The following is a 7,400-nucleotide window of genomic DNA, read 5'->3' as shown; positions in this document are numbered from 1 at the left end:
AGCAGACGAACCTCTCCAACCACCTGCGCGTCCTGCGCGAGGCCGGGGTGGTGGAGACCGAGCCGTGCGGCCGGTTCACCTACTACAAGGTCCGTCCCGACGTCATCGCCCAGCTGGCAGACCAGTTCGCCGAGCTGGCTGAAGCTTCCCGTACCGCCGCCGAGAACAAGAGGGCCTGTCCGTGACCCCCACCGAAGCACCTGCGACCACCGAAGAAGCGTCGGTCGTCGCGAAGCTCTCCACACTGGACCGCTTTCTGGCCGTGTGGATTCTTCTTGCCATGGCATTGGGACTGGGCCTCGGCCGCCTGATCCCCGGCCTCAACGACGCCCTCGCCAAGGTCGAGATCGGCGGCATCTCGCTGCCCATCGCCGTCGGCCTGCTGATCATGATGTATCCGGTACTGGCGAAGGTCCGCTACGACAAGCTCGACGCGGTCACCGGCGACAAGAAGCTCATGATCTCGTCGCTCGTCATCAACTGGATCGCGGGCCCGACGATCATGTTCGCGCTGGCCTGGATCTTCCTGCCGGACCTGCCCGAGTACCGCACCGGCCTGATCATCGTCGGCCTCGCCCGCTGCATCGCGATGGTGATCATCTGGAACGACCTGGCCTGCGGCGACCGCGAGGCCGCTGCCGTCCTCGTCGCCCTGAACTCGGTCTTCCAGGTCATCGCCTTCGGCCTGCTCGGCTGGCTCTACCTCGACCTGCTGCCCGGCTGGCTCGGCCTCGGTGACGGCGAGCAGCTCGACATCTCCATGTGGAAGATCGCGCTGAACGTCGTCATCTTCCTCGGCGTCCCGCTGCTGGCGGGCTTCCTCACCCGCCACTTCGGCGAGAAGAAGCTGGGCCGGGAGAAGTACGAGAACAGTTTCCTGCCCAAGATCGGCCCGTGGGCGCTCTACGGCCTGCTGTTCACGATCGTCATCCTCTTCGCCCTCCAGGGGAAGACGATCACCTCGCAGCCGCTGGACGTGGCCAGGATCGCACTGCCGCTGCTCGTGTACTTCACCCTGATGTGGTTCGGCACGTTTGTGCTCGGCAAGGTCATCGGTCTGAACTACGACCGCACCGCGACCCTCGCCTTCACCGCGGCGGGCAACAACTTCGAGCTGGCCATCGCGGTCGCCATCGCCACCTTCGGCGTCACCTCAGGCCAGGCCCTGTCGGGCGTCGTCGGCCCGCTGATCGAGGTCCCGGTCTTGGTCGCGCTCGTGTACGTATCCCTGGCCTGGCGGAAGAAGTTCGCGCCCACGGCCATCACCACCACCCGGTAGGGAGCGGCACATGCGGTGCCTCGACTGCCGCACGGAGAGCAAGGACACGCACTCCGTCGGCGTATGCCAAGGCTGTGGTGCGGGCGTCTGCGAGAACCACGCCCGCATCACCAACCGCACGGTCCGGCACGGATCACCGCAGGGGCAGTGCGCCCAGGCGGAGGCCCGCAGAGTGCTGTGCAAGGTCTGCGCCGAGGCGGAGGCACTGACTGCGGCAGCGGTCACGCTGTGACCGCATCAGTAGACGTGGTGGTGATCGGCGGCGGCCAGTCCGGGCTCGCCGCCGGTTACCACCTGCGCCGCCTCGGCCTGGACTTCGTCATCCTCGATGCCCAGGCCGGGGCGGGCGGCGCCTGGCAGCACGCCTGGGAGTCGCTACACCTGTTTTCCCCGGCGGCGTACTCCTCACTGCCTGGCCGCCCCATGCCCGTACAGGCCGGTGAGGTCTACCCGGACGCGTCCCACGTCGTCGGCTACCTGACGTCGTACGAGGAGCGCTACGAACTGCCGGTCCACCGGCCCGTACGCGTGCAGGGGGTGCACCGAGACGGCCAACTCCTGCGGGTGGAAACCGACTCCCGAACGTGGCAGGCCCGCGCGGTGATCAGCGCGACCGGCACCTGGTGGCGGCCCTTCCTGCCCGCTGTCCCCGGCCGCGACGTGTTTCGCGGTCGGCAGCTGCACACGGTCGAGTACCGCAGCCCGCGCGACTTCGCCGGACAGCGCGTCGTCGTGGTCGGCGGCGGCAACTCGGGCGCCCAGATCGCGGCCGACCTCGCGTACACGTCCGATCTGACCTGGGTCACCCAGCGCCCCGCCCGCTTCCTCGCCGACGACATCGACGGCCGCGCCCTCTTCGACACGGCAACCGCCCGCCGCCGCGCACTCGACGCGGGCGCAACCGATACCGGCGGCGTCGCGTCCCTCGGGGACATCGTCGCCGTACCTCCCGTACGGGAAACACGCGACGCCGGGCTGCTCAAGGACTCGCCCATGTTCACCCGTACGCCGGGCGGCGTGGAGTGGTCCGACGGCACGAGCGCCGAAGCCGACGCGGTCATCTGGTGCACCGGCTTCCGCCCAGCCCTCTCCCACCTCGCACCCCTCGGGCTACGAGGGCCACGCGGTCACATCCCCACCACCGGCACACGCGCCGTGGGCGAACCGCGCCTGCACCTGCTCGGCTACGGCGACTGGACCGGCCCTGCGTCAGCAACCCTCATCGGCGTCGGCCGCCCCGCCCGCGACGCGGCGCGCGAGATCGCCGAGCTGCTGGACGTCCCCACGAGCGGCAGCGGCCGCGCGGCCCGTACCTGACGAATCCGTCTTCCACCGGCAGATCTGCGGTCGGCGGAGCGCAGGGCTTGACCTTCGAGTCGGGTTGAAGGTTTAGCGTCGGAGGCATGACCACGTATCGCATCTCGCAGCTGGCGGAGCGCAGTGGCGTGCCGGCAACAACGCTGCGGTTCTACGAGACGGCAGGGCTGCTGCCCGCTGAGCGCACGACCGCCGGCTACCGCGTCTACGACGGCGAGTCGATGGAAAGACTCGCCTTCATCTCGTCGGCCAAGGTCCTCGGGCTGCCGCTGGAAGAGATCCGTGAGTTGCTCGTGGTGTGGGAGCAGGGCGTATGCGCGGCGGTGCGGGCGCGGTTGCTGCCCTTGGTCGCCGACCGGATCGCGGATGCGGACCGGCGGCTCGCCGAGTTGTCAGCTTTCTCCACCCGCCTGGCCGGGGTCCATGAGCAACTGGCGGGTCCTGCCCCGGAAGGGGGCTGCGGCCCTGACTGCGGCTGCGTATCCGACTCCCGTCCCGGACCCATACCGGTGGAACTGACGCCGCCCCGGCCGAGGGCTCTGTTGAGCGACGCCGAGGCGTGGCGTGAGGAGCCGGTGGCCTGCACGCTGGATGCCTCCAAGTTCAGCGAGCGGACGGAGCAGTGGCAGCGGCTGGCCGGGAAAGCCACCCGGCGTGAGGAGATCCGGGACGGGCTGCGACTGACCTTCCCCACCACACCGGAGCTGGCCGCCGAGATGGCCTCCCTCGCGGCGGCCGAGCAGGAGTGCTGCTCCTTCTTCGACTTCACCCTGCACCTGACCCCTGCGGAACTGGTGCTGACCGTCCGGGCTCCCGAGGCCGCCGGATCCCTGCTGGCCGACCTGTTCGGAGCGATGGCATGACTTCCAACCAACGTTCTTCCAACCAGTGGTCCGCCCTCGGTACCGTCACAGCCGCAGTGGCCGCCTGCGCCCTGTGCTGCATCGGCCCTCTGCTCTCGGTACTCGGCGGCATCGGTGCCGCTTCCGCGATCGGGGCCGTGTGGGTTCCGGCGCTGGCCGTGGTGGCGGTAGTCGCCCTGATGGGCGTGGTGTGGGTGCTGCGCCGTCGGCGTGCGGCGGTCTGCGAGACCGAGCGGGGTGTGGTCGATCTCGGCATGCCCACTCCGGCACCGTCCGACGCCGAGGTCCGCTCCGGGCGGCACTGACCGGCCGGGCTGATGCCCGGCGGCGGCTTGTGAGAATGGCCGGAGATCAGCCCATTGCGCCTACGGGCGCCGCGCAAAAGGATCACCACGGTGTCGCAGGAGTTGAGCGTCAGCGTCATCATGGCCGGTCTTCCTTTGCTCAGGCGTGGTCCGATTCTGTCAACAGGGTGGCGAAGACGGCTTGTCCCAGGGCTTCGGCGCGGGTCTGTTCGACCACGCCGCCGCTGAAGTCGGGGTGCTGCGTCGACCAGGTACGGGCGGTGGCGCGGCTGGTGAAGAAGTTCAGGGCCCCGCAGGCGACCTCGGCAGCGGAGCCGGTGCAGGAGCCTTGCCCGACGTAAACGACGGCGGTCGCCGGTTCCCACGTCATGTTGCCGTTGGCGGATACGACGGTGATGGCTTCACCGGTGACGGGATCACTGGAGGTGATCACCGCGTCCGTGTCGAGCATGGCGGAGACGCCCAGGGCATCGATGGCGCACATCGACCATGCCTGGACGCCGTCGGGGAAGCGGACACGATGGGCGGTGGGCACGCCGGAGAAGGGGTATGCCGCCCGGATCTGTCCGCCGCTGTCGAGGGCGAGGAAGTCTTCAGCCGCGAGCTCGTTCAGGACCTCAGCAGCCCGGCGGCCATGAGCGGATGCGGCCTCTTCCAAGTCGGCTGCCTCGGGTGCCCGGCCCGTCCTCGCGAAGTGACGCAGCACCGCCTGCTGCACGGCTCGCAGACCACCTTCGCGTGGCGCGAGGCGACCGCGGCCGGCGCGGCCCGCCGCATCCATCGGCGGACACTCGCAGTCCCGGGTGACTTCGGCGAGATCGAGCGCCCGGTGTAGGTCGGCCACACTCGGCGCCCCGTCGGTGCGCCCGTCCGGACCCCGGTACAGGCGGCAGGAGACGCTCGTCGCGCCCCCCGGCGCGGCGAAGGGGTCAATTCCGTCGATCAGGACGGTCGGCGAGCCGGTCATGCCACGCTCGGCGGCCCGGGCCTCATTGCTGACCTCGATCAGCTCCACCTGTGCGCTCCGCCCGTCGAGCGCAGCGGTGATCCGCTCGTGGGCCAGGGGCGCGTTGGGGCAGTCGGGCACGGTCAGAACGGTGATGTGCATAGCGTCGCCCTCCCAGGTCGCTGCATGTGCCACCGACGGTAGACCTTCAAGTGCACTGGAAGGTCAAGGCGTAGCCTGGAGTCATGCGCATCGGCGACCTCGCCACGGCCTGCGGGCTTACCACCAAGACCATCCGCTTTTACGAGCAGTCGGGCCTCCTCCCGGCGCCACCGCGCACCGCTGGCGGCTACCGGGACTATCCACCCGCGGCAACGTCACGGCTGGCCTTCGTCCGCGACGCCCAGAGGGCCGGGCTCACGCTCGCCGAGATCCGCAGCGTGCTCGTCCTGCGGGACTCCGGCGAAGCCCCGTGTGCCCACGTCACACACCTGATTCACGAGCACCTGGCCGACATAGAGCAACGCATGGCCGAACTGCGCAAGACCCGAACCGCCCTACGCGGGCTCGCCGAGCGGGCCGCAAGCACAGATCCGAGTACCTGCACGGATGCGGACATCTGCAGCATCATCGGCGGCTCGACACCCGGGTGACGGCCGTCGTGCGTTCGCAGCGGGCAAGGTGAGCCTTTCGGCGGCACACTGCTGCCATGGCTGCGAGTGAATCGCTTGATGTCCTGGTAGTGGGCGCGGGTCCGACCGGGCTGGCCCTCGCCGCCCAGTTGCAGGCGTACGGCGTACGGTTCCGGATCGTTGACCGGCACCTGGACCGTGCCCAGGAATCACGGGCGCTCGCCATCCAGCCCCGCACTCTGGAAGCCCTGTCCCCGTACGGCGTGACGGACGAACTGGTCGCGCGGGGGAATCCCGCCGTGCAGCTGCGGATGCATCTTCCCGGCCGTACCGTGCGGTTGCCGCTGTTCGACATCGGCGTCACCGACACTCCGTACCCCTTCCTGCTCTTCCTTTCCCAGGCCGAAACGGAGAGCGTGCTCGGCGACCATCTCAGCGAGACCGGTACGACGGTCGAACGAGGCACCGAGCTGGTGGAGCTGAAAGACGAAGGCACGTGCGTGATCTGCCGGTTGAGGCATCGGGAGGGGAACGAAGAGAGCGTGCATGCCCGCTTCGTCGTCGGCTGCGACGGGGCGCGCAGCACGGTCCGTGACCAGGCCGGCATCGGCTTCCCCGGCCACGCATACCCGCAGACGTTCCTGCTGGCCGACCTGGAAGTGGACGGTCTGGAACACGGCGCAGCGCACGCCTACATGACAGAAGCCGGGATGCTGTTCTTCTTCCCGCTGGGCTCACCGGCGACTTGGCGGATGCTGGCGATGCGACCGCCCGACAGCCGCGAAACCGAAAGCCCGGTGCACATCGGCCAGTTGCAGGGGCTCGTCGACCGTTACGTCAGCGACCCGTTGCGTCTGCGGGATCCGGTGTGGATGACTGACTTCCGGATCCACAACCGCGGCGCCAGGAGCTACCGCGCCGGCCGCGTCTTCCTGGCCGGCGACGCCGCGCACATCCACAGCCCCGCGGGAGCCCAAGGCATGAACACCGGCATTCAGGATGCCCTCAACCTCGGCTGGAAGCTCGCCCTCGTCTGCCAGGGCGCCGCACCCGGCTCCCTACTGGATACGTACGAGAGCGAACGGGCCCCGGTCGGCCGGAACGTCCTGCGCTTCACCGACCGCGCCTTCACGATCGCCACCAGCCGCAACCCGCTGATTCGCCTGGCCCGCACCCAAGTGGCACCCCGCCTCGCACCGGTGGCCCTGCGCCTTCCCACCCTGCGCGGCGCAGCCTTCCGTACGCTCTCGCAACTGGCCATCCACTACCGGCGCAGTCCGGCCACGGCCGAGGGCCCGTATTCCCCCAAGAGCGGCCCGCGAGCAGGCGACAGACTCCCGGACGCCCCCGGCAGCCTGCAGACGATGACTGCCGCACCCGGTTTCCACCTGCTCCTGTGCGGCCCTGGCGATGACTGGGACACCGGCCTGATCGCAGCCGCCACGCGCGGCCGCGATGACCTGATCCATGTCCACAAAGTGGGTACGGGCGGACCCTGGCGAGGCATCACGCACGGCCTGGTCCGGCCCGACGGCTATGTCGCCTACCGAGCCGCAGGCACGGACCTGACGGGGCTCATCAGCTATCTCGACCGGTGGCTACCGGTCTCCGGTGGCGAGGGTCCGCGCTGACTAGGCGGGCTCGTCAGGCGGCGTACTGGCCCAACACCTTGCTCATCCCGGCCAGCACGGACGGCTCGACGCGGTAGTACACCCAGGTGCCCCGGCGCTCGGAAGTGAGCAGTCCCGCTTCCTTCAGCTTCTTCAAGTGGTGGCTGACGGTGGGCTGAGAGACGCCGACATCAGAGATGTCGCAGACGCACGCCTCGCCGCCCTCGTACGACGCCACCGCCGAGAAGAGCCGCAGGCGAACCGGATCGCTGAGCGCCTTGAACATCGCGGCCGTACGAACGGCTTCCTCCGCGGTGAGGGGGCGCTCATTCAGCGGTGGGCAGCACGGAACAACGTCCGGCTCCAGCAGCGGCAACACCCTCACGTTCGACATACGTCTATGTTGACATACATCGAACCAAGCCCCTAGACCCAATACCGGTGATTT

The 7,400-nt window shown here is 69.1% G+C and carries 10 protein-coding genes; 8 read left to right on the top strand and 2 right to left on the bottom strand.

Going from position 1 to position 7,400, the window contains the following annotated elements; all coding sequences use genetic code 11:
* From J7I98_RS36790 to J7I98_RS36765, 6 genes are all read left to right on the top strand, one after another.
* A partial coding sequence (locus J7I98_RS36790; RefSeq protein WP_214929425.1) for a helix-turn-helix transcriptional regulator occupies positions 1-185 on the top strand: 185 nt, incomplete at its 5' end.
* Positions 182-1,279, top strand: a complete 1,098-nt coding sequence (arsB, locus tag J7I98_RS36785) for an ACR3 family arsenite efflux transporter (protein ID WP_214929424.1) — start codon at positions 182-184, stop codon at positions 1,277-1,279. The genes J7I98_RS36790 and arsB, both read left to right, overlap by 4 nt.
* A gap of 10 nt (positions 1,280-1,289) precedes the next feature.
* A complete protein-coding gene (locus J7I98_RS36780) occupies positions 1,290-1,511 on the top strand; it encodes a DUF2180 family protein (protein WP_214929423.1) in 222 nt (73 codons plus the stop codon).
* The gene (locus J7I98_RS36775) at positions 1,508-2,596 is read left to right on the top strand and encodes an ArsO family NAD(P)H-dependent flavin-containing monooxygenase (protein ID WP_214929422.1); all 1,089 of its coding nucleotides are present in this window, start codon (positions 1,508-1,510) and stop codon (positions 2,594-2,596) included. Before J7I98_RS36780 ends, J7I98_RS36775 begins: the two co-directional genes overlap by 4 nt.
* A gap of 86 nt (positions 2,597-2,682) precedes the next feature.
* Entirely contained in the window at positions 2,683-3,459 is a 777-nt protein-coding gene (locus J7I98_RS36770) for a MerR family transcriptional regulator (protein ID WP_214929421.1), read from the top strand.
* A complete protein-coding gene (locus J7I98_RS36765) occupies positions 3,456-3,764 on the top strand; it encodes a hypothetical protein (protein WP_251021723.1) in 309 nt (102 codons plus the stop codon). The genes J7I98_RS36770 and J7I98_RS36765 overlap by 4 nt, the downstream gene beginning before the upstream one ends.
* A 139-nt stretch (positions 3,765-3,903) precedes the next feature.
* Here the strand turns inward: J7I98_RS36765 and J7I98_RS36760 are convergent, their stop codons facing one another.
* Positions 3,904-4,872 (bottom strand): alkylmercury lyase family protein, encoded by a 969-nt coding sequence (locus J7I98_RS36760; protein ID WP_214929420.1) that lies wholly within the window; start codon positions 4,870-4,872, stop codon positions 3,904-3,906.
* An 83-nt stretch (positions 4,873-4,955) separates the two neighbouring features.
* Here J7I98_RS36760 and J7I98_RS36755 point away from each other — a divergent pair, with 83 nt between their 5' ends.
* Positions 4,956-5,363 (top strand): heavy metal-responsive transcriptional regulator, encoded by a 408-nt coding sequence (locus tag J7I98_RS36755; protein WP_214929419.1) that lies wholly within the window; start codon positions 4,956-4,958, stop codon positions 5,361-5,363.
* Between the two features lie 56 nt (positions 5,364-5,419).
* Complete coding sequence (locus J7I98_RS36750; protein WP_214929418.1) at positions 5,420-6,973, top strand: FAD-dependent monooxygenase; 1,554 nt, start codon at positions 5,420-5,422, stop codon at positions 6,971-6,973.
* 13 nt (positions 6,974-6,986) lie between these two features.
* Here J7I98_RS36750 and J7I98_RS36745 read toward each other — a convergent pair whose 3' ends face one another.
* Positions 6,987-7,346: a helix-turn-helix transcriptional regulator gene (locus J7I98_RS36745; protein ID WP_214929417.1), complete on the bottom strand. Its 360-nt coding sequence runs from the start codon at positions 7,344-7,346 to the stop codon at positions 6,987-6,989.
* Between the last annotated feature and the right edge of the window lie 54 nt (positions 7,347-7,400).

Source organism: Streptomyces sp. ISL-98 (genome assembly GCF_018614055.1).
Taxonomy (GTDB): Bacteria; Actinomycetota; Actinomycetes; order Streptomycetales; family Streptomycetaceae; genus Streptomyces; species Streptomyces spiramyceticus.
This window is presented reverse-complemented; position numbering and strand designations above follow the sequence as displayed.